The following is a 26,817-nucleotide window of genomic DNA, read 5'->3' as shown; positions in this document are numbered from 1 at the left end:
CACCATCATGGTGACGGCTATATCAATGATCCAGGCTTGCCTTTATACTACCGCGCGTTTGTTTATAAACTGCCCAAATGACACTCAATGGGAAATCTCCGGTGAAGTTCGTAAAGTATTTAATCATCCTTGCAGTCTGTTGCATTCTGCTGGGAGCAGGCTCGATTTATGGCCTCTACAAATATATTGAGCCACAGTTGCCCGACGTGGCGACGCTCAAAGACGTGCGCCTACAGGTGCCGATGCAGGTCTATAGCGCGGAAGGTGAGCTCATTGCGCAATACGGCGAGAAACGTCGTATTCCGATGACGCTTGACCAGATCCCACCGGTGATGGTGAAAGCGTTTATTGCCACCGAAGATAGCCGCTTCTATGAGCACCACGGGATTGACCCGATTGGTATCTTCCGTGCGGCTAGCGTCGCGCTGGTCAACGGCCATGCTTCGCAAGGTGCGAGTACCATTACTCAGCAACTAGCGCGTAACTTCTTCCTCAGCCCTGAAAAAACGCTGATGCGTAAAATTAAGGAAGTGTTCCTTGCTATCCGCATTGAACAGTTGCTGAGTAAAGATGAAATCCTTGAGCTGTATCTGAATAAGATCTACCTCGGTTACCGCGCCTATGGCGTCGGAGCGGCGGCTCAGGTCTACTTCGGTAAACCTGCTGATCAACTTAGCTTAAGCGAAATAGCGGTCATTGCTGGTCTGCCAAAAGCGCCGTCGACCTTCAACCCGCTCTACTCGCTTGACCGCGCAACCGCACGTCGTAACGTGGTGCTGTCACGTATGCTGAGCGAAGGCTATATCACTCAGCAACAGTACGACGAGGCGCGTAGCCAGCCGATTGATGCGAACTACCACGCGCCAGAGATTGCCTTCTCTTCACCGTATCTGACGGAAATGGTTCGTCAGGATATGGTTAAACAGTACGGCGAGCAGGCCTACGAAGACGGTTATCGCGTTTACACCACCATCACTCGTAAGAATCAGCAGGCGGCTCAGTTAGCGCTGCGTACGAACGTGATGGACTACGATATGCGTCATGGCTACCGTGGGCCGTCTAACGTGCTGTGGAAATCGGGTGAAACCCCTTGGGATAGCCAGAAAATCAGCAAATCCTTGCGACCGCTGCCCTCTTACGGTCCGTTCGTACCTGCCGTTGTCACGGCGGCGAATCCACAAGAAGCGACCGTCCAGTTGAGCAATGGCACCTCCGTGTCATTAACCATGGAAGGCATGCGCTGGGCGCGTCCGTACCGTTCCGATACCGCGCAGGGGCCAACCCCGCGTAAAGTCACCGATGTGGTGCAGGCTGGACAACAGATTTGGGTGCGTCAGAACGGGGATAGCTGGTGGCTGGGGCAGGTTCCTGATGTGAACTCCGCGCTGGTGTCGATTAACCCACAAAACGGTGCCATTATTGCGCTGGTCGGCGGCTTTGACTTTAACCAGAGCAAGTTCAACCGCGCAACTCAGGCATTGCGTCAGGTCGGTTCGAATATTAAACCTTTCCTCTACACCGCCGCGATGGACAAAGGGTTAACGCTTGCGAGCATGTTAAACGATGTGCCGATTTCTCGCTGGGATGCGGGCGCAGGCTCTGACTGGCAACCGAAAAACTCACCGGCCCAGTATGCGGGGCCAATTCGTCTGCGCCAGGGGCTTGGACAGTCGAAAAACGTGGTCATGGTTCGTGCAATGCGCGCGATGGGCGTCGATTATGCGGCGGAGTATTTGCAGCGTTTCGGATTCCCGGCTGAGAACATCGTCCATACCGAATCACTGGCTCTCGGATCCGCCTCGTTTACGCCGTTACAGGTTGCTCGTGGTTACTCCGTTATGGCCAACGGCGGCTTCCTGGTCGACCCGTATTACATCAGCAAAATCGAAAACGATCAGGGTGGCGTATTGTTTGAGGCGAAGCCAAAAATCGCCTGTGCCGAATGCAATATCCCGGTCATTTACGGCGATACCCAAAAGTCTAACGTACTGGAAAACAAAGACGTTGAAGACGTAGCCTTGTCGCAAACGCCGCAAAACTCAACGGTACCGATGCCGCAACTTGAGCAGGCAAACCAGCAGTTAGTGGCACAGGTTGGCGCACAAGAGTACGCTCCACACGTGATCAACACGCCGCTGTCGTTCCTGATTAAAAGTGCGCTAAACACCAATATCTTTGGTGAGCCAGGCTGGCAAGGCACCGGCTGGCGCGCCGGGCGCGATTTGGGGCGTCACGATATTGGCGGTAAAACGGGGACCACCAACAGCTCGAAAGATGCCTGGTTCTCCGGCTATGGTCCGGACGTAGTCACTTCCGTATGGATTGGCTTTGACGATCACCGCCGTAACCTGGGGCGTACCAGTGCCTCCGGGGCGATTAAAGATCAGATCTCTGGCTACGAAGGCGGTGCGAAAAGTGCTCAACCAGCCTGGGACGCCTTTATGAAGCAGGTTCTGGCAGGCGTACCTGAGCAACCGCTGACACCTCCGCCGGGTATCGTGACCATCAATATCGACCGCAGCACAGGTCAGTTAGCCAACGGTGGCAACAGTCGCCAGGAGTACTTTATCGAAGGGACGCAGCCGACACAGCAGGCCGTTCACGAGGTGGGTACTGAAGTGATTGATAATGGCGAAACCCACGAACTGTTCTAATTAGGATACATCGGGGCTTCACCCCAAAATAAAAAAGGCGCCGCGGCGCCTTTTTTAATGCGAGTGATCTTACAATCGGCCTTGCGCCTGTAACCACTCACGCAATAAAAACAGCGCACTAACGTTACGGGCTTCGCTGAAATCCGGGTCATCCAACAGAGCCATCAGATTTGAGAGCGGCCAGCGCACCTGCGGTAACGGCTCGGGTTCATCGCCAGGAAGCGATTCCGGATAGAGGCCTTCTGCCACGACGATATTCATTTTGCTGGAAAAATAGGACGGCGCCATGCTCAACTTTCTGAGAAACACCATCTGGTGCGCGCCAAAGCCCACTTCCTCTTTCAGCTCACGATTCGCCGCTTCCATTACCGTTTCACCAGGATCGATAAGTCCTTTCGAGAAGCCCAGTTCATAGGATTCCGTACCCACGGCATATTCGCGAATCAAAATAATATGATCATCGACAATCGGCACGATCATCACTGCTTCGCGCGAGGACGGTTTCATACGTTCATAAACACGACGTACGCCGTTGCTGAACTCTAAATCGACGCTTTCCACATTAAAAAGGCGAGACTTCGCGACGGTTTCAACATGAAGGATGGTGGGTTTCTGTAATGATTTGCTCATTGGGCCGGGATCTTTGCTGTAGTGACTTTTATCATTGTGCGATAGGTATTGGCTTCCAGCAATGCATAAAGCGTTTAATTTACATTATTGCAACCTTTAACTTCTCATCTCTCATTTCCGGATAAATGTCAAGAGCTTGAATTAAAATTGAGAATTTACTGATACTAGCATTGCTAAGGGTTTGTTATGCTAACGTGTTGCGGGAGTCTATAGGCTCAATTGATGAACTCTGTAATACGTGCCAATGGTTTATACGAAAGCAGGCAACTAAAGAGACCTCTAAAATAAGTATGATGGGAAAAGCATGGGCACACTGATGATCTCTACCGTAGCGATACTGATCTGCGCCGTGCTGGTCGGCTGGCTATTGCGTAAACGGGCTAAACGTCTTCAACTGCCGTGGCTGCACCTGTTCCCAGGCGCGACCACGCGTAAGCTGAGTGATGATGAACGCCAGGGCGTAGAAAACTACCTTGATGAACTCAACCGAGGCAGGCAGGTTCCCGCTTCCGGGTCAACGATCGCCCCGTCTGCGCTGATGCTCAGCGCGCAAAGCCATACCGTCTTTACGCTCACCCGCGCGATTACCCGCTACGGCATCACGACAGATGACCCGAATAAATGGCGCTACTTCCTCGACTCTGTCGAAGTTCATTTACCGCCGTTCTGGGAACAGTACATCACCGACGAAAACAGCATTGAGTTGGTTGTCACCGACGATATACCGCTGGTTATCGCGTTGAACGGTCACTCGCTCAAAACCTATTCGCCAGAGAATAAGCCGCTGGCGCTTGAAACACCATCGTCAACCCAGGCCTCCATTCGTGGTGAAGAAAGTGAGCAGATAGAACTGCTCAATATTCGCCAGGAGACCCATGAAGAGCACGCACTCAGCCGCCCTGACGGTCTGCGCGAAGCATTGCTGATTGTTGCCGCCTTCCTGCTGTTTTATTGCAGCCTGATTTCACCCGCCGTGTTCTCTGCGTGGATCATCGGCAGCGCTGTATTACTGTTATGCGGCGGGCTGTGGGGGCTATTTGCGCCACCAGCCAAATCGTCATTACGCGAGATCCACTGCCTGCGCGGCACCCCAAAACGCTGGGGGCTATTTGGCGAAAACGATCAAGATCAGATCAACAATATTTCGTTTGGCATCATCGACCTGATTTATCCCCGTCACTGGCAACCGTTTGTCGCCCAGGATTTGGGACAGAAAACCGATATCGATATTTATCTTGATAGGCACGTTGTGCGTCAGGGTCGTTTTCTTTCTCTGCATGATGAAGTCAAAAACTTCCCGCTTCAGCACTGGCTACGCAGCATGGTGATTGCAGGTGGCGCGCTGCTGGTGGTGGTTATGATGTGGTTCAGCGTACCGCTGAACATGCCGTTTAAGTTCACTGTCTCCTGGCTCAAAGGTGCACAAACCATTGAAGCGAAAGACGTTCGCCAATTATCACAGGCTGGCGTTCGCGTGGGCGATACGCTGCATATTCGTGGCGTGGGCATGTGTAATATTCATTCACCGGGAACCTGGACTGCACAAGAAAACTCGCCGTTCCTGCCGTTTGATTGTTCTCAGATAATCTGGAATGACGCCCCTCGACTGCCGCTGCCTGAGTCTGAAAACGTCAATAAAGCCACGGCGCTGGTACAAGCGGTGAGTCGGCAGTTGCATCCAACACCGGACGATGACTCTCGCGTCAGCCCGGCATTACGATCCGCTATTCAGAAATCAGGCATGGTCCTGCTGGATGACTTTGCCGACATCGTACTGAAAACGAAAGATCTTTGCTCCGCAGCCGATGACTGTGTCCGTCTGAAAAATGCCCTGGTTAACCTCGGCAATACCCGCGACTGGGAGACGCTGGTGAAGCGTGCCAACTCAGGCAAGCTTGATGGCGTTAACGTGCTGCTACGTCCGGTCAGCGCCGAGTCACTGGATAATTTGGTTGATACCTCCACCGCGCCGTTCATTCTGCGCGAAACCGCTCGCGCGGCGCAGGCCCTGAACAGCCCAGCGCCAGGCGGTTTCCTCATCACCAGCGATGAAGGTAGCGACTTGGTCACTCAACCGTATCCAACAGCCACGTTATACGACTACCCGGCCCGAGAGCAGTGGCAAGAGTTTCAACGTCTGGCAGGAATGCTGATGCACACGCCATTCCAGGCCGAAGGGATTGTCACCAATGTCTTCACCGACGCCAACGGCACCCAACACATCAATGTGCATCGCATGCCGGACAGCAGCGGACTGTGGCACTACATTGAGATAACGCTGCTCATGCTGGCGATGATTGTGTGTGCGATTTATAACGGCATACAGGCACTGCGCCGCTATCAGCGCCACCGTGAGCGCCTGGCCGATATTCAGAAATATTACGAAAGTTGCACTAATCCCGTCATGATTTCCGCGCCGGAAAGCTTTAAGTCTGATTTCCCGGCAAACTAAGCCTCATCCCACCGCGCGACAGGTTGTGCTAATCTGTCGCGCATTTATTCCGTCTGGAGACTCACCATGCATTTTGATATCGCCTGGCAAGAGGTGGATACCGTTCTTCTAGACATGGATGGCACGCTTCTTGACCTCGCCTTCGATAACTATTTCTGGCAGAAACTGGTGCCAGAAACCTACGGCGCCAAGCTGGGGATAAGTCCTCAGGCCGCGCAGGAGGCTATCCGCCAGGAGTACCGAGCGGTGCAACATACGCTAAACTGGTACTGTCTGGATTACTGGAGCGAGCGTCTGGATTTGGATATCTGTGCGATGACGACAGAGCAAGGGCCGCGCGCAGCATTGCGTGATGATACGGTCCCGTTCCTTGATGCGCTTAAGGCCCGTGGCAAGCGGCGCATACTGCTGACCAACGCACATCCGCATAATCTGGCCGTGAAACTTAAACACACAGGCCTGGATGCACACCTTGATTTATTACTTTCCACCCATACATTTGGTTATCCGAAAGAGGATCAGCGGTTATGGCAGGCGGTGAAGGAACAGACGGGCCTGGAAGCCGAACGTACGTTATTTATCGATGATAGCGAGCCGATTCTGGATGCTGCCGCCCACTTTGGGATCCGCTATTGCCTCGGCGTCACCAATCCCGACTCAGGCCTTGCGGACAAGCAGTACCTGCGTCATCCCGCGCTTAACGATTACCGCCGTTTGATCCCCTCAATTAGCGCCCAGGAGTGATCATGAAAGAGAAGCCTACCGAAGGCGTCAGGCTGGATAAGTGGCTTTGGGCCGCGCGTTTTTATAAAACGCGCGCGCTGGCGCGAGAAATGGTTGAAGGCGGTAAAGTCCACTATAACGGGCAACGCAGTAAGCCCAGCAAAGTGGTCGAACTGAACGCTCAGCTCACGCTTCGTCAAGGAAACGATGAGCGCACCGTAGTGATAAAAGCCATTACGGAGCAGCGACGCCCGGCGACTGAAGCCGTGGCGCTCTACGAAGAGACGGCGGAAAGTATCGAGAAGCGTGAAAAAGTCGCGCTGGCGCGCAAGCTCAATGCGCTAACGATGCCGCATCCGGACAGACGCCCGGATAAAAAAGAGCGGCGCGACCTGATGAGATTTAAACACGGCGACCGTGAATAACGGCTACCCCAGAGAGAAAATTATGACTCAACACGATCAATTACATCGCTATCTGTTTGAAAACCATGCCGTGCGTGGCGAACTGGTCACCGTATCCGAAACGCTCGAACAGATCCTGGACGGCCACAGTTATCCGCAGCCGGTGAAAAACGTGCTGTCAGAGCTGTTGGTTGCCACCAGCCTGCTGACCGCAACGCTGAAATTTGATGGCGATATTACCGTCCAGTTGCAGGGCGATGGCCCGATGTCGCTGGCCGTTATCAACGGTAACAATCACCAGCAACTGCGCGGCGTGGCTCGTGTTCAGGGCGATATCCCGGAAGATGCAGATCTGAAAACGCTGGTCGGCAATGGCTATCTGGTGATCACCATTTCCCCTGCGGAAGGTGAGCGTTATCAGGGCGTGGTGGGTCTGGAAGGCGATACGCTGGCGGCATGTCTGGAGGACTACTTCCAGCGTTCTGAACAGTTGCCGACACGTCTTATCATTCGTACCGGCGAGTCTGACGGCAAACCGGCTGCGGGCGGCATGCTGCTGCAGGTAATGCCTGCGCAAAACGCACAGCCAGAAGATTTCGAACATCTGGCAACACTGACCGACACCATCAAAGCCGAAGAGCTGTTTACGCTGCCGGCGAACGATGTCCTGTGGCGTCTGTACCACGAAGAAGAAGTCACGCTGTACGATCCACAGGATGTCGAGTTCAAATGCACCTGTTCACGCGAACGCTGTGCTGATGCGCTGAGAACGCTGCCGGATGAAGAGATCAACAGCATCCTGGCTGAAGAAGGTGAGATCGATATGCACTGTGATTACTGCAATAGCCATTACGTTTTCAACGCGATGAATATTGCCGAGATCCGTCACAACGCCTCTCCGGCGGATCCGCAGGTACATTAAGTCTGAGACCTCTCCCGGCGGCGCTCCGCTTGGCCGGGCTACACGTTTGGTCGATACTACGAACACTTGCAATATGTAGGCCGGATGGCGGCTACGCCTTATCCGGCCTACACCAATCGGTAGCCCGGCCAAGCGGAGCGCCGCCGGGGAGCCTCCGGCACTACTGCCGATATTCCAGCACCACAGTCTCATCCCCCAGGGTCATATCACGCCAGGCTTTCGGTTTTGCCCCAACTTTGCCTTCGCTTACAGCCTTCAGTAGCACCGCCTTTGTCACGCCAGCAGGCAAACTCGCACTGGCTTTAAACTCCCAGCCCTTCTCACCCCGGCTGAACACCATTAGCATACGGTCACCAAACGCATACAACACCTGCTCCGGCTTTCCATCGTCGTTCAAATCCTGGCTCACCAGCACGCAACTATCCGTATCGTTACAGGATTCCACCAGATAATTCCGTTCGATAATCGCCGCCCACAACGCGTCATCCGGCGGCACACTGCCCGCGGCAACCACCACATTTTTCGCCAATATCGATGCCGTCAATTTTTCCTGACTAAAATCACCGTTAAGCAGCTGGTTAAGCTGGCGCTGGCGTTTAGCATCTTTGATAAACTCAGGATCTTTTTGTAACTCCAGCAAGGCTTCATGCCCCGGTTTACCACTGTGCGAGAGCATATACAGGCTGACTTGCTCAGCATTGATTTTTCCACTGTGGTAGCGAGCCATATGGCTGTTGACGCTAATACGCCAACTATCCAGTACCGGAGTGTAAAGCAGTACCAGTAGCCCCACGCCAAGAAGCGATATCCCCAGGTGTACCTTGCCCATCAGTACGCATGGGTCATCACGATGGCGCAGCAGGCTAACCAGATAACCAACCGACCAAACCAACAACACGATGACTACCAGCGCACCCTGCAAACGCTCCGTTGTCCAACCGTACTGCCCAATGCGTAACCACAGTGCCCAGCCTGCGAGAAGCGTATAAACCGGCGTCAATATCATCGCCGTCTGGATGAGATAGCGTAGCGCTCTCGGGTAGGCAAGCTGCGGTTTCTGCGGCTCCCAAACCATAGCCGTCAACAGCAACTGGAGTAGCGCCAGGGCTGAAAGCAAACCGGCAGCCGAAATACGCTGAGAAATCACCGACAGCCCTGTAAAGAGTAGCGTCAGCAGAAACAACAGCACCAGTAGCGACACCAGCGGTAACAGGCCGGTGGCAATCAGCGTCAGCAATTTCTGGATGGCAATGATAAGCCGCGTCTGTTGACGCGCGAGAATGACCGTCAGCGACGTCACCAAGCCAATCACCAGGTAGACAAACCACTCTGTTTCAAAGAACAGTTCAGAGAAGAAGTCGATGCCCGCTAGCTTAAACAAGCCGCTCCACAGCAGCAAAATCAGCCACACCAGACCATTTGCGACGACAATCAGCAGCAGCGTTAACATGTTCTGCCACTGCTGCGTATAAAAATGGGCGTAACGCGGTACACCGGGCTCCGGTTGAAGGTGATACTGCATCCACGGCAGCATCAATAGCACCATCAGTATCAGGCACCAGCCGTAATTCCATAGGATAGCGTACTGCCGCCAGCTATCTTCATCGCTAAGATTACTTTTAAGCCAACCGCCCATCCCCAAAACCACTACCAGGATCAGCGCCAGCCAGCACCACAGCGCGCGCTGTTTAAAGGACACGACGGTAAACAGCACCACAGAAGATAATGCCAGGCTTCCCGGCAACGCGTAAAACATCCATCCGCTGTGTTTGGGGATAAGGTAAACCGTCAGCAAATAGCACAATAACCCTTGTACCACGCCTGTTAGCACCATGCCCCAACGGGTAGACGGTGAAAGAGAATTTACAGCATCCATATCGAGATTCCCGTTCCAGAGGTCATTAATTACGCCCTTTTGCGTATCCACCAGCATCAATAAAACAGATTATGCTCAGCGAGGTGAATCGTTTTAATACATGAAAGCATTACGTAGTTTTCTTTCATAAATGAGATTAATTTCACATTTATGCCGTTAATCAAACTATTTTTTAACCATTTAAGAACATTCGCGCCAAATATGTGGCTTTTCCTGTCATAATCCCTGCCGCTTCGTGACAGGAGTCACAATGTTTTCGTAAGTAAGACGTTTGTCGGGATACGTAAATCTATGAGCCTGGTCGCGGTCAACAACCCCAAAATACACATAGAATTTGTGGCAGTACATATTGGCTAAGGAGCAGTGAAATGCGCAACGGTATAACCCCGCAGGACCTCAAGGCTTATGGTATCAATGACGCACAGGATATCGTCTACAACCCCGACTACGATACATTGTATCAAGAAGAGCTCGATCCTAACCTGGAAGGTTATGAACGTGGTGTATTGACGAGCCTGGGTGCAATTTCTGTCGACACCGGTATCTTTACCGGCCGCTCTCCGAAGGACAAATATATCGTTCGCGATGAGACAACTCGCGACACCGTATGGTGGTCTGATAAGGGTAACGGCAAAAATGACAACAAACCCCTGTCACCTGAAATTTGGCAACATCTAAAAGATCTCGTCTCTCAGCAGCTTTCTGGCAAGCGTCTGTTCATCGTTGATGCCTTCTGTGGCGCCAACGAAGACACGCGACTGTCCGTTCGTTTTATCACTGAGGTGGCCTGGCAGGCACACTTCGTCAAAAACATGTTTATTCGCCCGACCGACGAAGAGCTTGAGACATTCAAGCCAGACTTTATCGTGATGAACGGCGCGAAATGTACTAATCCGCAGTGGAAAGAACAAGGTCTGAATTCGGAGAACTTTGTCGCGTTTAACCTGACAGAGCGTATCCAACTGATTGGCGGGACCTGGTACGGCGGCGAGATGAAAAAAGGGATGTTCTCTATCATGAACTACCTGCTGCCGCTGAAAGGCATTGCCTCCATGCACTGTTCGACAAACGTCGGCGAGAAAGGCGACGTGGCAGTCTTCTTCGGTCTGTCCGGCACCGGTAAAACCACCCTGTCCACCGATCCAAAACGTCGTCTGATTGGCGATGACGAACACGGTTGGGACGACGACGGTGTATTTAACTTTGAAGGCGGCTGCTACGCGAAGACCATTAAGCTGTCTGAAGCCGCAGAGCCGGATATCTATCACGCTATCCGTCGCGATGCGCTGCTGGAAAACGTAGTCGTACGTGAAGATGGCACCATTGATTTCGACAATGGCTCCAAAACCGAAAATACCCGCGTCTCTTACCCGATTTACCATATCGACAATATCGTTAAGCCGGTATCAAAAGCGGGCCATGCGACGAAAGTCATTTTCCTGACAGCCGATGCATTCGGGGTATTGCCGCCGGTTTCGCGCCTCACCGCCGACCAGACGCAGTACCACTTCCTGTCTGGCTTTACCGCCAAACTGGCGGGTACCGAGCGCGGCGTGACTGAACCAACCCCGACCTTCTCCGCCTGCTTTGGCGCGGCATTCCTGTCGCTGCACCCAACGCAGTACGCTGAAGTGCTGGTGAAACGTATGCAGGCCGCAGGCGCGCAAGCCTATCTGGTTAACACCGGCTGGAACGGCACCGGAAAACGTATCTCGATTAAAGATACACGCGCGATTATTGACGCCATCCTCGACGGTTCACTGGATAACGCAGAAACCTTCACCCTGCCAATGTTTGACCTGCAGATCCCAACCTCGCTGCCGGGCGTGGATACCCACATTCTTGACCCACGTAGCACCTACGGTTCACCGGAGCAGTGGCAAGAGAAGGCTGAGAAACTGGCACATCTGTTTATCGAAAACTTTGAGAAGTATACCGATACGCCAGCGGGTGCAGCACTGGTCAGCGCAGGTCCGAAGCTGTAATACCTCCACGGCGTCACTGCGTTCGACCGGGCTACGTTTCGAGTGTAGCCCGGCCAAGCGCAGCGCCGCCGGGACAGCACAACATAAAAGCAAAAACCGCCGGGTCTCCCCAGCGGTTTTTTATTAGCTCTCTTTCGTCGGCCCCTGCACTCGGCTTACCGGTACCGGTAGCCAGGCGCGAATCAACAACCCACCGCGTTCACTGGTATCCAACTCCAGCAGCCCGTTATGGTTATCAATAATACGCTGCACAATCGCCAGCCCCAGCCCTGTTCCGCTAATAGTACGGGCACTGTCACCACGTACAAACGGCTGGAACAGATGCTTACGCTGTTCAGGCTTGATGCCCGGGCCGTCATCTTCCACCTGGAACCAGGCGCGATGGGCTTCACGACCGCTACTGACTTTAATCCAGCCATTACCGTAACGCGCAGCGTTCACCACCATATTGGCGAGCGCACGCTTGATGGACAGCGGATGCACGCGCACCGGGATGTCGTCTTCCAGCAGATCGGTTTGAATTTCACGCTCATAGCCGCTCTCTGCCGCAATCACCTCGCCGAGCACACTGTTGAGATCGATAAACTCCAGCGGCATCTCCTGACCGGTACGCAGGTAGTCAATGAACTGTTCGATGATGGCGTTGCACTCTTCAATATCTTTATTAATTGATTCGGCAAGGTAACCATCTTGTTCGCTCATCATTTCGGTCGCCAGACGGATACGCGTCAGCGGCGTACGCAAGTCGTGGCTGACCCCGGCCATAAGCAATGTGCGATCGTCAGATAACTGCTTTACGCCTGCGGCCATATGGTTAAAGGCACGGGTCACCGAGCGCACCTCCGACGCACCGTATTCACGTAGCGGCGGTGGAATAATACCTTTCCCGACCTGAAGCGCGGCATGTTCGAGATCGACTAAGGGTCGGTTCTGAATGCGGATAAACAGCCATGCGCCGCCTATCGCCAGCAACATAATCGCCAGGGTGTAACGGAAGAGTGGAGAGAAGTCGCCCTGATGGATTTCGGTCAGCGGCACGCGCACCCAGATATTGGGTGAAAGCCAGGTCTTCAACCAGACCACCGGGGAGCTTTTGTTCACTTCAACGCGAACTTCAGTCGGCCCACCGAGCTGCTGGGCCATCTGTTGACTTAAGAACTCATAATGCTGCGCCCAACGAAGCCCCGCTTCCTCTGCGGCCTCATCGGAATACAGTGAGATACCGAGCTCACGATAAATCTCGCGGCGAAATGCCGGCGGAACGACTAGCTGCGTCCCGTCTTCCAGTTGCAGTTTATCGGTCATCAGCATACGAACTTCGTAAGCTAAAACCTTATTAAACTGCTGCAGGCTTGGCAAAATCGCAAAGTTCAGCACAACGAGGTAGGTTGTCACCAGGCTGACAAACAGCAGGGTGACAATCAATAACAGCGTGCGGGCAAACGAACTTCGTGGCGAGAAGCGCAATCGCCTCATGCTTTAGAACCGTCCGGCACAAATACATAGCCCAGACCCCAAACGGTCTGAATGTAGCGTGGGTGAGCCGGATCTTCTTCTACCATGCGACGCAGACGTGAGATCTGTACGTCGATGGAACGTTCCATCGCCGAGTACTCGCGACCGCGCGCCAGGTTCATCAGCTTGTCACGAGACAGCGGCTCACGTGGATGACTCACCAATGCTTTCAGAACAGCAAACTCACCGCTGGTCAGTGGCATAGGCTCATCTTCACGGAACATTTCGCGGGTACCCAGGTTCAGCTTGAACTTACCAAAGGCAATCACTGCCTCTTCCTGAGAAGGCGCGCCCGGCAACTCGTTCGCCTGACGACGCAGCACCGCACGGATACGAGCCAGCAGTTCACGCGGGTTGAACGGTTTCGGAATGTAGTCATCAGCACCAATTTCCAGGCCGACGATACGGTCAACTTCTTCCCCTTTCGCCGTCACCATGATGATTGGCATCGGGTTGCTTTGGCTACGCAGGCGGCGGCAAATAGACAAACCATCTTCGCCAGGCAGCATTAAATCGAGCACCATCAGATGGAAAGACTCACGTGTCAGCAATCTGTCCATCTGTTCGGCATTCGCGACACTTCGAACCTGGAAGCCCTGCTCGGTCAGGTAACGCTCCAGCAGCGCGCGCAGGCGCATGTCGTCATCCACAACCAGAATCTTATAATTCTCTTGCATTGTTTTTACTCCCAAAGGTTCGCAACAATTAATTAGTACGTATTCTCAAAAAAGCCTGAACGTACGACCAGCAAAATCTGGTATATATTCCAGGCTAAATTGTTACAAAGCATATTTAACAGGAAGTTAAGTATACAATGAATCTTAGTACACATTATTTATTCTGTCGGTATGCTGGCGTAATACGTATTGTGCGCATTGATTACTCGGCAGCCAGGTAAGCACTAAAAGATGAAAACACAGTTGATCACCCGTGAAGGGTACGAAAAGCTCAAAAAAGAGATGGATTATCTTTGGCGTGAAGAGCGTCCGGAAGTCACCAAAAAGGTGACCTGGGCCGCCAGCCTCGGCGATCGCAGTGAAAATGCGGACTACCAATATAATAAAAAACGCCTAAGAGAAATCGATCGCCGCGTGCGCTATTTAACCAAATGCCTTGAGAATCTGAGGATTGTTGATTATTCACCTCAGCAGGAAGGCAAAGTCTTTTTCGGCGCATGGGTTGAAATTGAAAACGACGACGGCGAAACCAAGCGTTTTCGCATCGTCGGTTACGATGAAATTTTTGGTCGCAAGGATTACATCTCTATCGACTCGCCAATGGCCCGCGCGCTGCTGAAAAAAGAGGTGGGCGACCTCGCCGTAGTCAACACCCCTGCCGGTGAAGCGAGCTGGTACGTCAACGAAATTGACTACGTGAAATGAGCCGGAACATTCCGAAGCCCCCGCTGACGACTGGCATTTTTGCCGGTCAGTCCGTATAACTGTCCCCTGATTTTATGACCTAACAGTGAAACCAAGCCATGTTGAATGATTCGCTCTGCCGCATTATTGCGGGTGAACTTCAGGCCAGAGCAGAACAGGTGGAATCCGCCGTTCGCCTGCTTGATGAAGGGAACACCGTGCCGTTTATCGCACGTTATCGTAAGGAAGTCACAGGCGGTCTGGATGATACGCAACTGCGTAATCTGGAAACCCGACTGGGGTATTTGCGTGAGCTGGAAGATCGTCGTCAGACCATCCTGAAATCGATCGGCGAGCAAGGCAAGCTGACCGATGAGCTGGCAAAAGCCATCAACGGTACGCTGAACAAAACCGAACTCGAAGATCTCTATCTGCCTTACAAACAAAAACGCCGCACGCGCGGACAGATTGCGATTGAAGCCGGTCTGGAACCGCTGGCCGATCTGCTGTGGACCACGCCGTCCCACACGCCGGAAACAGAAGCCGCGAAGTATATCGATGCCGATAAAGGTATCGCCGACACCAAAGCCGCCCTCGACGGCGCCCGTTATATCCTGATGGAGCGTTTCGCTGAAGACGCGGCGCTGCTGGCAAAAGTGCGTGACTACCTGTGGAAAAATGCCCATCTGGTTGCCACCGTGGTCAGCGGCAAAGAAGAGGAAGGCGCAAAATTCCGCGACTACTTCGACCATCACGAACCGATTTCTACCACCCCTTCTCACCGCGCGTTGGCAATGTTCCGTGGGCGTAATGAAGGTGTGCTGCAACTGGCGTTAAACGCCGATCCACAGTTCGACGAGCCGCCTAAAGAGAGCTACTGCGAACAGATTATTATCGATCACCTCGGCCTGCGTCTGAACAACGCCCCGGCGGATAGCTGGCGTAAAGCGGTTATCAGTTGGACGTGGCGCATCAAAGTGCTGATGCATCTTGAAACCGAGTTGATGGGCACCGTGCGCGAGCGCGCGGAAAATGAAGCGATTAACGTTTTCGCCCGCAATATGCACGACCTGCTGATGGCGGCACCGGCTGGCCTGCGCGCAACCATGGGACTCGACCCAGGTCTGCGTACTGGCGTTAAAGTCGCGGTTGTGGATGGCACCGGCAAACTGGTCGCCACCGATACAATTTATCCGCATACCGGTCAGGCTGCGAAGGCCGCGGTAGCCGTGGCGGCGCTGTGTGAAAAGCACAACGTTGAACTGGTGGCTATCGGTAACGGTACAGCTTCACGCGAAACCGAACGCTTCTTCCTCGATGTGCAGCAACAGTTCCCGAAAGTAACCGCTCAGAAGGTGATCGTCAGCGAAGCGGGCGCGTCCGTCTATTCCGCCTCCGAGCTGGCAGCGCTGGAGTTCCCAGACCTCGACGTTTCCCTGCGTGGCGCGGTATCTATCGCTCGTCGTTTACAGGATCCGCTGGCGGAATTGGTGAAAATCGATCCGAAATCAATCGGTGTTGGCCAGTATCAGCACGACGTCAGCCAGACTCAGCTGGCGCGCAAGCTGGACGCAGTGGTAGAAGACTGTGTGAACGCCGTGGGCGTAGACCTCAATACCGCCTCCGTACCGTTGCTCACTCGCGTGGCGGGCTTAACCCGCATGATGGCGCAGAACATTGTCGCCTGGCGTGATGAGAACGGTCAGTTCCAGAACCGTCAGCAACTGTTGAAAGTCAGTCGTCTGGGGCCGAAAGCCTTTGAGCAGTGCGCGGGCTTCTTGCGCATCAACCACGGCGATAACCCGCTGGATGCCTCGACCGTACACCCGGAAGCCTATCCTGTTGTCGAACGCATTCTGGCCGCGACCCAGCAGGCACTAAAAGACCTGATGGGCAACAGCAACGAGCTGCGTGGTCTGAAAGCCTCCGAGTTTACCGACGAGCGTTTTGGCGTGCCAACCGTCACCGACATCATCAAAGAGCTGGAAAAACCGGGCCGCGATCCACGCCCTGAGTTTAAAACCGCGAAGTTCGCCGACGGCGTTGAAACCATGAATGACCTGCTACCGGGTATGGTTTTGGAAGGCGCGGTGACTAACGTCACCAATTTTGGGGCGTTTGTTGATATCGGCGTGCATCAGGATGGTTTGGTACACATTTCATCGCTGGCGGATAAGTTCGTTGAAGATCCTCACACCGTGGTAAAAGCGGGCGATATCGTCAAAGTGAAGGTGCTGGAAGTCGACCTGCAACGTAAGCGCATCGCGCTGACCATGCGTCTGGACGAACAGCCGGGCGAAACCAATGCCCGTCGCAGTGCTGGCGGCAACGAACGCAGCCAGGGCAATAATCGCCCGGCAGCAAAAGCCGCTAAACCGCGTGGTCGTGAAGCTCAGTCTGGCGGTAACAGCGCCATGATGGACGCACTCGCCGCCGCCATGGGCAAAAAACGCTAACCCTTTGTAGGCCCGATAAGCGCAGCACCATCAGGTGATGCAAATTGCCGGATGGCGGCGTAAACGCCTTATCCGGCCTACACCAGGTAGCGCGCCCGAGCACAGCGCCGCCGGGAATACGCACCACATGTAGCCCGGCCAAGCGCAGCGCCGCCGGGAATATTCACAAGCCCGGGCCTCCATCTGTGAATTTACATTGCTCCCAGGCAATTGCTGATGCAGCCAAACGACACCAAGTTATTTTATTATCCAATTGTCATATTCAGTCTTAAAGTGTTTTATTTTATTAACCAATGAAACCTTAATTAAACATTAAGTGACGTAATGAATATTTAATTCATTTACCGCTACAATGACTTGCTTGAGTCATATCAAAAAAAGTGCAATTTCTCGCCAAATTCCCTATCTATCGCATGTTATGTATTGATGATAGAAACCATTCTCATTATCATTATTTGCAGTAGGTCATTATTCTTTATCTGTTGACGATATCCCTGCAGCTGCCCGCAGCGCACGTGGTATCCCCTCTATTCAGCTAGCGATACACAAGTAGGTTATATGCAATTTACACCTGATACTGCGTGGAAGATTGTCGGTTTCTCCCGCGAAATTAGCCCCGCTTATCGTCAGAAACTGCTGTCTCTGGGGATGCTGCCGGGTTCATCATTTAACGTCGTCCGCGTAGCGCCTCTTGGCGATCCTATTCATATCGAAACCCGTCGCGTTAGCCTCGTGCTGCGTAAAAAAGATCTCGCGCTCATTGAATTAGAAATCGTTGCACAATAACTCCAGCCCGGTACTAAGAGTCTGAAATATGAAAAAAATAACCATTGGTTTAATTGGCAATCCTAATTCCGGCAAGACCACCCTATTTAATCAGTTAACCGGTGCGCGTCAGCGCGTGGGTAACTGGGCCGGGGTGACGGTTGAACGCAAAGAAGGGGCTTTCTCAACCACCGACCATCAGGTCACTCTGGTCGACCTGCCAGGCACCTATTCGCTCACCACCATCTCCTCGCAGACCTCGCTGGATGAACAAATTGCCTGCCACTACATTCTCAGCGGTGATGCTGACCTGCTGATTAACGTGGTCGACGCCTCCAACCTGGAGCGCAACCTCTACCTGACACTGCAATTGCTTGAACTGGGTATTCCCTGCGTCGTGGCGCTGAACATGCTGGATATTGCCGAAAAGCAACAAATCCGCATCGACGTTGATGCCCTCTCCGCCCGACTGGGCTGTCCGGTCGTACCGCTGGTTTCAACCCGTGGCCGCGGTATTGAAGCCTTGAAAATGGCCATTGACCGCCATCAAGCGAATACCCCACTGGAACTGGTTCACTACCCGAAACCGCTGCTGCGCGAAGCCGATAATCTGGCGCGTGAGATGGCGCAGGATATCCCAGAGCGTCAACGCCAGTGGCTGGGTTTGCAGATGCTGGAAGGCGATATTTATAGCCGCGCCTATGCGGGCGACGCCGCACATAAACTGGATATCTCACTCGCCAATCTGAGTGAAGAACTCGACGATCCGGCGCTGCATATTGCCGATGCACGTTATCAGAGCATTGCCGCCATCTGCGATGCCGTCAGTAATACGCTGACCGCTGAGCCAAGCCGTTTTACCGCTGCTTTGGACAAAATTGTTCTTAATCGCGTGCTGGGATTACCGGTGTTTCTGTTCGTCATGTATCTGATGTTCTTGCTGGCCATCAACATCGGCGGCGCCCTGCAACCGATCTTTGACGGCGGCTCGGTCGCCCTCTTTATCCACGGCATTCAGTGGATTGGCTACACCTTGCACTTCCCTGACTGGCTGACCGTGTTCCTGGCCCAAGGGATCGGCGGCGGTATTAACACCGTGCTGCCTTTAGTGCCGCAGATCGGCATGATGTACCTGTTCCTGTCCTTCCTGGAAGACTCAGGCTACATGGCGCGCGCGGCATTCGTCATGGACCGCCTGATGCAGTCTCTGGGTCTGCCGGGCAAATCCTTCGTTCCGCTGATTGTCGGCTTTGGCTGCAACGTCCCGTCGGTGATGGGTGCCCGTACGCTGGATGCACCGCGTGAACGTCTGATGACCATCATGATGGCGCCGTTTATGTCCTGTGGCGCACGCCTGGCGATTTTCGCCGTCTTCGCCGCAGCCTTCTTCGGTCAGGGCGGCGCATTGGTCGTATTCTCGCTGTACGTGCTGGGTATCGCTATCGCTATCCTGACCGGCCTGATGCTCAAATACACCATTATGCGCGGTGAAGCTTCGCCGTTCGTGATGGAGCTGCCGGTATACCACGTGCCGCACGTGAAGAGCCTGATTATCCAGACCTGGCAACGCCTGAAAGGCTTCGTGCTTCGCGCGGGTAAAGTTATCGTTATCGTCAGCATCTTCCTCAGCGCCCTGAACAGCTTCTCGTTCAGCGGTAAAATTGTCGACAACATCAACGACTCCGCGCTGGCTTCCGTCAGCCGGGCGATTACGCCGGTGTTTAAACCGATTGGCGTGCATGAGGATAACTGGCAGGCGACCGTCGGCCTGTTTACCGGGGCGATGGCGAAAGAGGTGGTTGTGGGTACCCTGAACACCCTCTACACCGCTGAAAACATCCAGAATGAGGCGTTTAACCCACAGGAATTCAACCTTGGCGAAGAACTGTTAGGTGCAGCAGACGAAACCTGGCAGGGCCTGAAAGACACCTTCAGCCTGAGCGTACTGGCAAACCCAATCGAAGCCAGTAAAGGCGATGGCGTGATGGAGACCGGGGCCATGGGCGTAATGAGCAGTAAGTTCGGCAGCGCAGCCGCCGCATACAGCTACCTGATTTTCGTGCTGCTGTACGTGCCTTGCATTTCGGTGATGGGGGCAATTGCCCGCGAGTCGAGCCGTGGCTGGATGACATTCTCTATTCTCTGGGGTTTGAACATCGCCTATTCGCTCTCCACGCTGTACTACCAGACCGTCAGCTTTAGCCAACATCCGCGCTACAGCCTGGTGTGTATTCTGGCGGTGATCCTGTTCAACGTCGTGCTGCTTGGCCTGTTGCGCCGCGCTCGTAGTCGCGTGGAGGTTTCCCTGCTGGCGACGCGTAAAACGCCAACTTCATGTTGTGCTAGCCCGTCTGGCGATTGCCACTAGGAGGCAATAATGGCGTCATTGATCGAAGTACGCGATATGTTGGCACTGCAAGGACGCATGGAAGCCTCACAGCTCAGCGCCCAACTGCATACGCCACGGGCGCTGGTCGACGCCATGTTAGGCCGCCTGGAGGCGATGGGAAAAGTGGTAAAGATTAACGAAGAACCAGATGGTTGCCTGACCGGCAGTTGTAAAAGCTGCCCGGAAGGAAAAGCCTGCTTACGTCAGTGGTGGGCATTGCGCTGAAACTTCTCCCCGGCGTCACGAAGCGCCGGGGAGAAAATGTTCGATACTATTTATAAACGTCTGCGTTACCGTGAACGTTTCGCTCGTTTTTCTCACCGGCGATGATCACGTAGTATTTCCCGCCCAGCTCATCGGCCTTCTTGGATAAATCAGCTTTAGCATCACTTGGCGACGTGGTTTTTGACGTGGTGATATTGCCGACTTTGGTCAAATTCTGCTTAGCCGCTTCTTCTTTCGTAATCTCCTGAGCCGCAAACACACCAAACGACAGGGAGCCAATCACCAGAGATGCAACAATACCTGTAATAAATTTCATAGCTTCTACTCTCCATAAGTGTTGTTTTTATGATCGCGGCATCCAGGCGACATAGTCACCCACCGCAACAACCTAAGTATTGCCGGGAAACTTTTTTTTTCCACGTCCCAATGAAATTATTTATTTAACTGCATTTTCAACGCGATCAACGGCTCGCAGAAGGCCTGTGGATGCGAGATAAACGGCGCATGGGCGGCCTTATCAAATACCACAGATTCACTCATGGGCCACAGCGCATCCAGCATCGGCACAATTTTACGCGGCACCAGACCGTCAAGACGCCCGTACAGGCGCAGGAATGGCATCGGTAAAGTGGTCAGCGACTGGCGCAGGTCGGCGGTTTTCAAAATTTCCAGCCCACCGTTGAGCACTTCCGTGGAAGGCATCGGCAACGACAACACCGTTTTCTTCAGCGCACGTGCATCTTGTCGCGCGCTTTCGGTACCCAGCGTTTGTAAGGCGAGGAAACGTTCGACGGTACGCTGGAAATCCTCACTCAGTTGCTGCTGAAAACCGCTCAGCACTTCCGGTTTAATCCCCGGCCAATCTTCATGAGCGCTAAAGCAAGGTGAAGATGCCACCGTGACGAGTGCCTGTACACGATTAGCATGCTGCAATGCGACCTGGCTTGCCACCAGCCCGCCCAGGCTCCAGCCAAGCCAGATAGCTTTTTGAGGCGCATGCATCAACACCTGCTCCGCCATCTCTTCAAGCGACAGCGCACCGAATCCGACGCTGCGACCATAGCCCGGCAGGTCTACCAGATGCACGGTAAAATGCGCGCTGAGTTCCAGCGTAATGCAATCCCAGACCTGTGCATTCAGCCCCCATCCGTGCAGCAGCACAAGATGACAATCTCCTTCGCCTGTGGTTTGCCACCAGATGTCTTTCATCCGCTATTGTTCTCATTTTTCGCTTCAAGGAGAGATAATGCTAACAGTCCACGGCTTATGCTGGCTATGTAAAATGCCGCTGGGGATACCCGCGTGGGGAATTTGCTCACGCTGTTCGACGACGCTATTTAGCAAGATGTGCGTTTGCCCGCAGTGCGGTTTACCCGCGGCAACAACGCGTTTGCCTTGCGGACGTTGCCTGCAAAAACCGCCGCCGTGGCAAAGGCTGGTCGCCATTAGTGACTACCTCCCACCGCTTAGTCAGATGATTCATCACTTCAAGTTCAATGGTAAAGCGGAGCTCGCCCCGGCACTTTCACGCCTGCTATTGCTGGCCGTTCGTCAACACACCGGGCTGCCTGCGCCCGAGCAACTCATTAGCGTGCCGCTATGGCAGCGACGCCACTGGCGGCGGGGCTATAACCAGAGCGAGCTACTTTGTCAGGCGCTGGCAAAATGGTTGTCCACAGACTATCACCCCCAAGCCATCACGCGTATACGCCCTACCGCCACCCAGCACCAGTTGAGCGCAAGGCTTCGCAAACACAACCTGAAAAATGCTTTCCGGCTTGAATTGCCGGTGGAGGGTCGCCATATGGTTGTTGTGGATGATGTGGTCACGACGGGCAGCACCGTCGCCGAGATTTGCCGCCTGCTTTTGCGAAATGGCGCGGCCAGCGTTCAGGTATGGTGTCTTTGTCGCACCTTGTAGACCCCCAGCGATGGGCGTATTATAACCAACTAAAGTAGTCAACTATTAGGTCAAAGCTATGATCCGTATTTCCGATACTGCGCAAGCGCACTTTGCCAAACTTCTGCTTAATCAGGAAGAAGGGACTCAGATCCGTGTATTCGTGATCAACCCTGGTACGCCTAATGCAGAATGCGGCGTTTCTTATTGCCCGCCGGATGCGGTGGAAGCAAGTGATACCGAATTGAAATTTGAACAACTCACCGCCTATGTCGATGAGCTGAGCGCGCCGTATCTGGAAGATGCGGAAATTGATTTCGTCACCGACCAGTTGGGTTCCCAGCTGACGCTGAAAGCACCAAACGCCAAAATGCGTAAAGTGACCGACGATGCGCCGCTGATGGAACGCGTTGAGTACATGCTGCAAGCGCAGGTTAACCCGCAGCTGGCAGGCCACGGTGGCCGCGTGTCGCTGATGGAAATCACCGACGATGGTTATGCCATTCTGCAATTTGGCGGCGGCTGTAACGGCTGCTCTATGATCGACGTTACCTTGAAAGACGGTATCGAGAAGCAGCTGCTGGCTGAGTTCCCGGAACTGAAAGGCGTGCGCGATCTCACGGAACACCAGCGCGGCGAACACTCTTACTATTGAGTTTGCATTGCCCCGGCGGCGCTACGCTTGGCCGGGCTACAATTGCGGTAGCCCGGGCGAAACGTTTACGACGATCCCAGGGTAGTCATATGTAGCCCGGCCAAGCGTAGCGCCGCCGGGAGTTTCCATCTCCAATCCCCATGTTACCGCGCAACACTTCTCACTTTTCACTTTCCGTAAATCTGCAAAACCCCAGCCAATAATTTGACTACCGTCGCATAATTAACATTTGTACACACGGGGATATTCTCAAGACCCGCATGTTACCCGTATCATCCCGCTATACACCATCGTGTTAAATAAATAGCCAGCTACTCTTTGTCTGGGTCATACAACATGACGATGGTGTGAAGAAATCAGTACCTATTCCCTCTGTAGGGACAATTGGAAGTTGTCGCAACAACAGTGACGTTACCCATAACAAATTAAAGGCTGGAAAAATTATGCCATTAATCATCGTAGCAATCGGGGTTATCCTCTTATTACTGCTGATGATCCGTTTCAAAATGAACGGCTTCATCGCACTGGTTCTGGTGGCACTCGCCGTCGGATTGATGCAGGGCATGCCCCTGGACAAAGTTATCGTCTCCATTAAAAACGGCGTCGGCGGCACCCTTGGCAGCCTGGCGCTGATCATGGGCTTTGGCGCCATGCTCGGTAAAATGCTGGCAGACTGCGGCGGTGCGCAGCGTATCGCCACCACCCTTATTGAAAAATTTGGTCGCAAGCATATCCAGTGGGCCGTTGTTCTGACCGGTTTCACCGTCGGCTTTGCGTTGTTCTATGAAGTAGGTTTCGTCCTGTTGCTGCCGCTGGTCTTCACCATCGCCGCTAACGCACGTATTCCGCTGCTGTACGTCGGTGTGCCAATGGCTGCGGCACTGTCCGTGACCCACGGTTTCCTGCCACCGCACCCAGGTCCAACTGCGATTGCGACCATCTTCCATGCGGATATGGGTAAAACTCTGCTGTACGGCACGCTGCTGGCAATCCCAACCGTTATCCTGGCGGGCCCGGTTTACGCACGCTGCCTGAAAGGTATCGACAAACCGATTCCTGAAGGTCTGCACAACCCAAAAACCTTCACCGATGCTGAAATGCCATCCTTCGGCGTGAGCGTCTGGACTTCTCTGGTTCCGGTTATCCTGATGGCGCTGCGCGCCGTGGCTGAAATGGTGCTGCCAAAAGGTCACGCCCTGCTGCCTGCCGCTGAGTTCTTCGGTGACCCGGTGATGGCGACGCTGATTGCAGTACTGATTGCTATCTTCACCTTCGGTCTGAACCGTGGCCGTTCAATGGACGACATCAACGACACGCTGATCTCTTCCATTAAGATCATCGCGATGATGCTGCTGATTATCGGTGGTGGCGGTGCGTTCAAACAGGTTCTGGTTGATAGCGGCGTCGACAAATACATCGCCTCTATCATGCACGAATCCAATGTCTCTCCGCTGTTTATGGCCTGGTCTATTGCCGCCGTTCTGCGTATTGCGCTGGGTTCTGCAACCGTTGCGGCCATTACCGCAGGCGGTATCGCGGCACCGCTGATTGCCACCACTGGCGTCAGCCCAGAACTGATGGTTATCGCAGTCGGTTCCGGCTCCGTTATCTTCTCCCACGTGAACGACCCAGGCTTCTGGCTGTTCAAAGAGTACTTCAACCTGACAATCGGCGAGACCATCAAGTCCTGGTCGATGCTGGAAACCATTATCTCGGTATGTGGTCTGGTGGGTTGTTTACTGCTGGGGATGGTGGTGTAACACCACGAACTCTCGATACAAAAATGCCGGGCTTGCCCCGGCATTTTTTATGGGTTACTTCTTCTTGCTCGCGGCTTTGCGGCGCTTATCCAAATCTTTAATCAGCTTATTCACCCCATCATCGGCAAACATCGCCTCCAGCGAAGTGGAAAGCTTACGCCGCCAGTTTGGATATTCGGTACTGGTGCCCGGAATATTCACTGGTGCCGCCATCTGCAACCAATCTTCCGGCTGTAACCCCAGCAGCGCACTGTTACTGTCGGCAATATAGCGCTGCATACCACGGCTGAGGGTATCGGTCATCGACATCAGCGATGCCTTATGCCCCGCACGTTTTGGCAGCGTGCCGTATTTGTGTAACGCATCCAGCAGCCCCTGCTTGGCGAGTTCGCGATCCTGATACAACCCACGCAGGACATCAGCGTCAGGATACAGGCCCAGCTCATTACCCAGCGTCAGGTCACCGCTTTCCCAGTAACCGCGCAGCGTCGGCAGGTCGTGAGTGGTGGCAACCGCCATCGACTGTTCCGGATATGCCTTCGGCGCGCGGAAAGTCTTCTCATGATCGCTTTCAAAATAGAGCACTTTGTACGAGTAGACGCCGCTTTTGCGGAGCTTGCTGACGATCTCAACCGGCACCGTCCCCAGATCTTCACCTATCACCATGCAATTGTGACGTTTGCTTTCCAGCGCCAGAATCGACAGCAGTGCATCCACCGGGTACTGCACGTAAGCACCGTGGTCAGCCGTTTCGCCGTACGGGATCCACCATAGACGCAATACGGACATCACATGGTCGATACGCAGCGCACCGCAGTTTTTCATGTTCGCGCGCAGCAGTTCGATAAACGGTTCATAGGCCCGCGCGGCGATGATATGCGGATCCATCGGCGGCAGCCCCCAGTTTTGCCCCAACGGCCCGAGGATATCCGGTGGCGCACCGACGGAGGCTTTCAGACAGTAGAGTTCACGATCACACCAGGTTTCCGCTCCCCCTTCCGCCACGCCCACCGCCAGATCGCGGTAGAGGCCAATCGGCATATTGTCGCGCTGACTGGTTTCCCAGCAGTCGGCAAATTGGGTATACGCCAGCCACTGTATCCAGAGGTAGAAATCCACTTCATCGACATGTTTTTGGCAAAAGGCCTTAACTTCCGGGCTTTCAATCGTCTGATACGCCTTCGGCCAGGCTGGCCAGCCCCAGCGCATCGGATCTTCTTTCACCTGATGAGCATGCAGCGCATCAAACGCCGCCTGCCAGTAGAGACTCTCGCCTTCTTTATCGACAAAGTAGCGGAAAGCCGTCATCAGCTCATCATTGCGTTTGGCAAAGCGTTTCCACGCCAGGCGCAGCGCCGTCATTTTCAGCTCAGTGACCGCCGTGTAGTCCACTTGTGCCACGTCACGCGCGGCTTTCAGTTTCTGCTGCGTCGCGGGCTGTTTCCACCACGCCTGCGCCTCTTCGCTTTTGGCGAAGTCGTCTACCGCATTGACGTCGATATAGATAACGTTCATCCAACGGCGCGAAGACGGGCTGTACGGGCTGGCGCTTTCCGGGTTCGCCGGGTAGAGCGCGTGAATCGGGTTGAGGCCGATAAACGCGCCGCCGCGCTTGGCCACTTCCGGCAGCATCACTTTCAGGTCACCAAAATCACCGATGCCCCAGTTTTTCTCCGAGCGCAGGGTGTAAAGCTGAACACAAGCTCCCCACAGCTTTTTTGCCTCTTTCAGCGGCTGCGGCTCATAACAGCGCTCAGGCGCGATAATCACCCGGCAGTGCCAGCGCTCATCATTCTGAGTCAACGTTAACGAGTGATACCCTTCCGACAGACGAGTCGGCAGGCTGAGGCTCTTCCCGCCCGCCACCTGCCCCTGATGCTGCTTGCCCTCTTCGGTAGTGAGGATCCAGCTAAACTCACCTTTGCCGTCCACCGGCAGCGCCATTTTCTTACCGTATGTCCAGACCATCACGTTAGGTACTGGCGTAGCCGCCACGGACGTGGCGACTCCGTGGTTCATAGCGTCAAGCAAACGCCGTTTGGTGTCGGCGCCGATAGACTGCGGCTTACCGTGGGCATTGATGTAATTTGGGCTAATACCCGCCGCTAGCGCGGCATTATCGAGGCGTTTGCTTTCCATGGCCTG

The 26,817-nt window shown here is 53.9% G+C and carries 21 protein-coding genes; 14 read left to right on the top strand and 7 right to left on the bottom strand.

Annotation, left to right across the window (positions count from 1 at the left end; all coding sequences use genetic code 11):
• Positions 1-101: 101 nt before the first annotated feature.
• Positions 102-2,654 carry a peptidoglycan glycosyltransferase/peptidoglycan DD-transpeptidase MrcA gene (gene mrcA, locus U0026_RS02015; RefSeq protein ID WP_062775665.1) on the top strand — a complete coding sequence of 851 codons (2,553 nt, stop codon included), beginning with the start codon at positions 102-104 and terminating at the stop codon, positions 2,652-2,654.
• A 69-nt stretch (positions 2,655-2,723) separates the two neighbouring features.
• On the opposite strand, the gene nudE is transcribed toward mrcA, so the two are convergent.
• The gene (nudE, locus tag U0026_RS02010; protein WP_062775663.1) at positions 2,724-3,284 is read right to left on the bottom strand and encodes an ADP compounds hydrolase NudE; all 561 of its coding nucleotides are present in this window, start codon (positions 3,282-3,284) and stop codon (positions 2,724-2,726) included.
• Positions 3,285-3,588: 304 nt separating this feature from the next.
• On the opposite strand from nudE, the gene U0026_RS02005 reads away from it, so the two are divergent.
• From U0026_RS02005 to hslO, 4 genes are all read left to right on the top strand, one after another.
• Entirely contained in the window at positions 3,589-5,736 is a 2,148-nt protein-coding gene (locus U0026_RS02005; RefSeq protein ID WP_062775661.1) for an intracellular growth attenuator family protein, read from the top strand.
• 66 nt (positions 5,737-5,802) lie between these two features.
• Positions 5,803-6,480: a GMP/IMP nucleotidase gene (gene yrfG, locus U0026_RS02000; RefSeq protein WP_062775659.1), complete on the top strand. Its 678-nt coding sequence runs from the start codon at positions 5,803-5,805 to the stop codon at positions 6,478-6,480.
• Positions 6,481-6,482: 2 nt separating this feature from the next.
• The gene (gene hslR / locus U0026_RS01995) at positions 6,483-6,884 is read left to right on the top strand and encodes a ribosome-associated heat shock protein Hsp15 (RefSeq protein WP_062775657.1); all 402 of its coding nucleotides are present in this window, start codon (positions 6,483-6,485) and stop codon (positions 6,882-6,884) included.
• 22 nt (positions 6,885-6,906) lie between these two features.
• Positions 6,907-7,785 carry an Hsp33 family molecular chaperone HslO gene (gene hslO, locus U0026_RS01990; RefSeq protein ID WP_062775656.1) on the top strand — a complete coding sequence of 293 codons (879 nt, stop codon included), beginning with the start codon at positions 6,907-6,909 and terminating at the stop codon, positions 7,783-7,785.
• A 160-nt stretch (positions 7,786-7,945) separates the two neighbouring features.
• Here the strand turns inward: hslO and U0026_RS01985 are convergent, their stop codons facing one another.
• Positions 7,946-9,661, bottom strand: a complete 1,716-nt coding sequence (locus U0026_RS01985; protein ID WP_062775739.1) for a DUF4153 domain-containing protein — start codon at positions 9,659-9,661, stop codon at positions 7,946-7,948.
• A 368-nt stretch (positions 9,662-10,029) separates the two neighbouring features.
• On the opposite strand from U0026_RS01985, the gene pckA reads away from it, so the two are divergent.
• Positions 10,030-11,646, top strand: a complete 1,617-nt coding sequence (pckA, locus tag U0026_RS01980; RefSeq protein ID WP_062775654.1) for a phosphoenolpyruvate carboxykinase (ATP) — start codon at positions 10,030-10,032, stop codon at positions 11,644-11,646.
• Between the two features lie 123 nt (positions 11,647-11,769).
• Here the strand turns inward: pckA and envZ are convergent, their stop codons facing one another.
• Together envZ and ompR are read right to left on the bottom strand one after the other, a co-directional pair.
• Positions 11,770-13,122, bottom strand: a complete 1,353-nt coding sequence (envZ, locus tag U0026_RS01975; protein WP_062775652.1) for a two-component system sensor histidine kinase EnvZ — start codon at positions 13,120-13,122, stop codon at positions 11,770-11,772.
• Positions 13,119-13,838 (bottom strand): osmolarity response regulator transcription factor OmpR, encoded by a 720-nt coding sequence (ompR, locus tag U0026_RS01970; protein WP_001157751.1) that lies wholly within the window; start codon positions 13,836-13,838, stop codon positions 13,119-13,121. Before ompR ends, envZ begins: the two co-directional genes overlap by 4 nt.
• A 231-nt stretch (positions 13,839-14,069) precedes the next feature.
• Between ompR and greB the strand changes: the two genes are divergently transcribed.
• From greB to feoC, 5 genes are all read left to right on the top strand, one after another.
• Positions 14,070-14,543 (top strand): transcription elongation factor GreB, encoded by a 474-nt coding sequence (greB, locus tag U0026_RS01965; RefSeq protein WP_062775650.1) that lies wholly within the window; start codon positions 14,070-14,072, stop codon positions 14,541-14,543.
• Positions 14,544-14,641: 98 nt separating this feature from the next.
• Positions 14,642-16,978 (top strand): Tex family protein, encoded by a 2,337-nt coding sequence (locus tag U0026_RS01960; RefSeq protein WP_062775648.1) that lies wholly within the window; start codon positions 14,642-14,644, stop codon positions 16,976-16,978.
• A 558-nt stretch (positions 16,979-17,536) separates the two neighbouring features.
• Positions 17,537-17,764: a ferrous iron transporter A gene (feoA, locus tag U0026_RS01955; protein WP_062775646.1), complete on the top strand. Its 228-nt coding sequence runs from the start codon at positions 17,537-17,539 to the stop codon at positions 17,762-17,764.
• Between the two features lie 28 nt (positions 17,765-17,792).
• Positions 17,793-20,111, top strand: coding sequence for a Fe(2+) transporter permease subunit FeoB (gene feoB / locus U0026_RS01950; protein WP_062775644.1), 2,319 nt, complete (start codon positions 17,793-17,795; stop codon positions 20,109-20,111).
• A gap of 9 nt (positions 20,112-20,120) precedes the next feature.
• A complete protein-coding gene (gene feoC / locus U0026_RS01945) occupies positions 20,121-20,357 on the top strand; it encodes a [Fe-S]-dependent transcriptional repressor FeoC (RefSeq protein WP_062775643.1) in 237 nt (78 codons plus the stop codon).
• A 46-nt stretch (positions 20,358-20,403) separates the two neighbouring features.
• On the opposite strand, the gene U0026_RS01940 is transcribed toward feoC, so the two are convergent.
• Together U0026_RS01940 and bioH are read right to left on the bottom strand one after the other, a co-directional pair.
• Entirely contained in the window at positions 20,404-20,673 is a 270-nt protein-coding gene (locus tag U0026_RS01940; RefSeq protein WP_062775642.1) for a YdgH/BhsA/McbA-like domain containing protein, read from the bottom strand.
• Between the two features lie 116 nt (positions 20,674-20,789).
• Entirely contained in the window at positions 20,790-21,566 is a 777-nt protein-coding gene (gene bioH / locus U0026_RS01935; RefSeq protein WP_062775640.1) for a pimeloyl-ACP methyl ester esterase BioH, read from the bottom strand.
• A 37-nt stretch (positions 21,567-21,603) separates the two neighbouring features.
• Here bioH and gntX point away from each other — a divergent pair, with 37 nt between their 5' ends.
• From gntX to gntT, 3 genes are all read left to right on the top strand, one after another.
• Positions 21,604-22,278, top strand: coding sequence for a DNA utilization protein GntX (gntX, locus tag U0026_RS01930; RefSeq protein ID WP_073971132.1), 675 nt, complete (start codon positions 21,604-21,606; stop codon positions 22,276-22,278).
• Between the two features lie 58 nt (positions 22,279-22,336).
• Positions 22,337-22,912, top strand: coding sequence for a Fe-S biogenesis protein NfuA (nfuA, locus tag U0026_RS01925; RefSeq protein ID WP_062775638.1), 576 nt, complete (start codon positions 22,337-22,339; stop codon positions 22,910-22,912).
• 443 nt (positions 22,913-23,355) lie between these two features.
• Positions 23,356-24,672 carry a gluconate transporter gene (gntT, locus tag U0026_RS01920; protein WP_062775637.1) on the top strand — a complete coding sequence of 439 codons (1,317 nt, stop codon included), beginning with the start codon at positions 23,356-23,358 and terminating at the stop codon, positions 24,670-24,672.
• A gap of 54 nt (positions 24,673-24,726) precedes the next feature.
• Here gntT and malQ read toward each other — a convergent pair whose 3' ends face one another.
• Positions 24,727-26,811, bottom strand: coding sequence for a 4-alpha-glucanotransferase (gene malQ / locus U0026_RS01915; protein ID WP_062775635.1), 2,085 nt, complete (start codon positions 26,809-26,811; stop codon positions 24,727-24,729).
• Positions 26,812-26,817: the final 6 nt, after the last annotated feature.

Origin of the sequence: Kluyvera intermedia, from assembly GCF_034424175.1 — a bacterium.
GTDB lineage: Bacteria > Pseudomonadota > Gammaproteobacteria > Enterobacterales > Enterobacteriaceae > Kluyvera > Kluyvera intermedia.
This window is presented reverse-complemented; position numbering and strand designations above follow the sequence as displayed.

Coding starts and splice junctions, on each gene's coding strand:
- nudE (WP_062775663.1), bottom strand. CDS start 3,284: ATGAGCAAATCATTACAGAAACCCACCATCCTTCATGTTGAAACCGTC.
- U0026_RS02005 (WP_062775661.1), top strand. CDS start 3,589: ATGGGCACACTGATGATCTCTACCGTAGCGATACTGATCTGCGCCGTG.
- yrfG (WP_062775659.1), top strand. CDS start 5,803: ATGCATTTTGATATCGCCTGGCAAGAGGTGGATACCGTTCTTCTAGAC.
- hslR (WP_062775657.1), top strand. CDS start 6,483: ATGAAAGAGAAGCCTACCGAAGGCGTCAGGCTGGATAAGTGGCTTTGG.
- hslO (WP_062775656.1), top strand. CDS start 6,907: ATGACTCAACACGATCAATTACATCGCTATCTGTTTGAAAACCATGCC.
- U0026_RS01985 (WP_062775739.1), bottom strand. CDS start 9,661: ATGGATGCTGTAAATTCTCTTTCACCGTCTACCCGTTGGGGCATGGTG.
- pckA (WP_062775654.1), top strand. CDS start 10,030: ATGCGCAACGGTATAACCCCGCAGGACCTCAAGGCTTATGGTATCAAT.
- envZ (WP_062775652.1), bottom strand. CDS start 13,122: ATGAGGCGATTGCGCTTCTCGCCACGAAGTTCGTTTGCCCGCACGCTG.
- ompR (WP_001157751.1), bottom strand. CDS start 13,838: ATGCAAGAGAATTATAAGATTCTGGTTGTGGATGACGACATGCGCCTG.
- greB (WP_062775650.1), top strand. CDS start 14,070: ATGAAAACACAGTTGATCACCCGTGAAGGGTACGAAAAGCTCAAAAAA.
- U0026_RS01960 (WP_062775648.1), top strand. CDS start 14,642: ATGTTGAATGATTCGCTCTGCCGCATTATTGCGGGTGAACTTCAGGCC.
- feoA (WP_062775646.1), top strand. CDS start 17,537: ATGCAATTTACACCTGATACTGCGTGGAAGATTGTCGGTTTCTCCCGC.
- feoB (WP_062775644.1), top strand. CDS start 17,793: ATGAAAAAAATAACCATTGGTTTAATTGGCAATCCTAATTCCGGCAAG.
- feoC (WP_062775643.1), top strand. CDS start 20,121: ATGGCGTCATTGATCGAAGTACGCGATATGTTGGCACTGCAAGGACGC.
- U0026_RS01940 (WP_062775642.1), bottom strand. CDS start 20,673: ATGAAATTTATTACAGGTATTGTTGCATCTCTGGTGATTGGCTCCCTG.
- bioH (WP_062775640.1), bottom strand. CDS start 21,566: ATGAAAGACATCTGGTGGCAAACCACAGGCGAAGGAGATTGTCATCTT.
- gntX (WP_073971132.1), top strand. CDS start 21,604: ATGCTAACAGTCCACGGCTTATGCTGGCTATGTAAAATGCCGCTGGGG.
- nfuA (WP_062775638.1), top strand. CDS start 22,337: ATGATCCGTATTTCCGATACTGCGCAAGCGCACTTTGCCAAACTTCTG.
- gntT (WP_062775637.1), top strand. CDS start 23,356: ATGCCATTAATCATCGTAGCAATCGGGGTTATCCTCTTATTACTGCTG.
- malQ (WP_062775635.1), bottom strand. CDS start 26,811: ATGGAAAGCAAACGCCTCGATAATGCCGCGCTAGCGGCGGGTATTAGC.